Annotated in this window: 4 protein-coding genes; all 4 read right to left on the bottom strand. The window is 63.4% G+C overall.

All coding sequences use genetic code 11. From position 1 onward, the window contains the following. Positions 1-476, bottom strand: a 476-nt coding sequence (locus HX846_RS31140; protein WP_178966864.1) for a molecular chaperone, incomplete at its 3' end; no start/stop codon positions are given. 26 nt (positions 477-502) lie between these two features. After that, positions 503-1,003: a spore coat U domain-containing protein gene (locus HX846_RS31145; protein ID WP_008431486.1), complete on the bottom strand. Its 501-nt coding sequence runs from the start codon at positions 1,001-1,003 to the stop codon at positions 503-505. 4 nt (positions 1,004-1,007) lie between these two features. Then, entirely contained in the window at positions 1,008-1,544 is a 537-nt protein-coding gene (locus HX846_RS31150) for a spore coat protein U domain-containing protein (RefSeq protein WP_032898768.1), read from the bottom strand. Positions 1,545-1,562: 18 nt separating this feature from the next. After that, positions 1,563-2,031: spore coat protein U domain-containing protein (locus HX846_RS31155; protein ID WP_178966865.1), on the bottom strand; the 469-nt coding region annotated here is incomplete at its 5' end.

The following is a 2,031-nucleotide window of genomic DNA, read 5'->3' on the forward strand; positions in this document are numbered from 1 at the left end:
CTCCACAGGCCTGCGCCGTAGGCGAACAACGGCACCGAATAACGCATCTGAAAGCGGATGGCGGCGGCCGTCTTGCCATCGGCTGCGGGGGTTTCAGGGGTGGCGGCGGGGATTTCGTCGATGATGATCCGATAGGCCAACTCCTGGCCCGGCGGCACTTCCCGGGTCCGGGTCAGGCGCACCAATTGCTTCTGCCCCGGTTCGATCTTCGCCACCGGCGGGCTGCCGATCACGTCGCGCTGGTTCTGGTACTGCTCGTCAAACCCGCCCTGGCTCCAGGCAAATACCCGGATCTGCAGGTTCGCAGTCTCTGTACCGCGATTCTCCAACCACAAGGCGCTGGCCTGTTGATCGGCCTCCAGCACCGGGTCAATGGGCCAGATCAGCACCGAACTGGCAGCCTGGACCTGCCCGGCGCCCAACGCCACCAGACCGATAAAACCCGCAACCCAATACCGCCGGGAAGCTGCAAACATAGATTCCACTCCTCATGCCAATCGCCTTACCAGGACAGCTGCACCTGCAGCACGTCGCTGTACGTCCCCCCAGGCTGATTACCCGGTAACACCACCCGGCCGTAAATCGGCAGGGTTATATTGTTCGCGTTGCTGTAGGCCACGCTGACGCTTTGACTGATCCCCAGGCTCTGGCTCAGGGCCGCGTCCTGAAACAGCTGGTACGCCACTTGGGCACTGCCGCTATTGAGTTGCATGTGCCGGCCACTGGCGTTGTACAAGCCGCCGTTGACGCTCATGTTCAAGGTGACTCCCGGGGTGCATTGCAGCGTTACCCCGCTGCTCAGCGCCACCGACACCGTGCTGGTGGACAACGACGAATAGCTGCCGAACGCCAGGCTGCCGTAGTTCGTGCCGCCGCCCACCACCAGGCAGCCTGCGGCAATCGTCGCGCTGACCTGGATCGTCTGGCTGGTCACCGCCAGCAACGACAACGGCATTCCCCAACCCGTGATGACCGCCAGCGTCGCCCAGCAGGCCCGCTTCATGGCACTAGAACGTCAGTTGCACCGACACCGTGTCGGTGTAGGTACCCGCCGGCAAACCTGCCTTGCCCACGGCCTGGCCGTAGATGTTCACGGTTTGCGCAACGCCCGTGCTCGCACCTACGTTGATAGTTCCGTTGATCGCCAGAAGTGTCGAATGCCCGGTGTCGGTGTAGAAGTCATACGGCACATAATTGGCCACGCCGTCATACAGCGCCCGGGTGCCGCCCGTGGACTGGCCGTCATGGGAGCCCGCGCCCACGGTGATCACCGGCGAGGTGCCCGAGGAACACTGGATCGACAACGCGCCTCCACCGCCGCCCAGCACCTGGCCGGACTGCGTGGTGAACTGGCTGTTGGTGGTACCGAAATTGATCGTACCGAAGTTCAAACCGGTGGTGCCGCCCACGCCGTTGACCAGGCAACTGTTGGTCAGGATCAGCGTGGAGCTGATCTGCCCGGTGACCGTCGTGGCCGCCTGGGCACCCGATACCCAGGCCAGTGCGACCAATGGGAGAACTGCTTTAGATACAAGTGCATGCATGATGTCCATCCTCATGAATTACCAATCCAGAGTCACCGTCAGGGTGTCTGTGTAGATGCCGGCCGGTAGGGCCCTGGTATTCGCCACCACCGAGCCGAATACCGGGATCGGTACCTGTGCGCCCTTGGTCACGACGAAATTGCGTTGCTGGCCGATGCTGTAGGTGCTTCGGCCCGCAGGATCGGCCGACAGCCGATACGGTATGGTTTGCCGGCCATTGCTCAAGCGCCGGGTGATGCCGTCGCCATGGGCGCCGCCGTCGATGGTCACGGTGAAACTGCTCACCACCGACGGGTTGCAGGACACAGCGAGCGCGGCCTTGTCGCCATCACTGATGCCGGCACCCAGGCCCTTGTCCCAAGTGGGTCCGTGGCTGCCGAAATCCAGCAAGGCCGAGCCGCCATCCGGGCTCACCGGCGCGCTGTCGGTGCCTTTGCTCACCTGGCAACTGGCGGTAATCACCAGCCGTGCGTGAATCTGCCCGGCG

This window comes from Pseudomonas sp. K5002 (assembly GCF_013386655.1).
Classification (GTDB): domain Bacteria; phylum Pseudomonadota; class Gammaproteobacteria; order Pseudomonadales; family Pseudomonadaceae; genus Aquipseudomonas.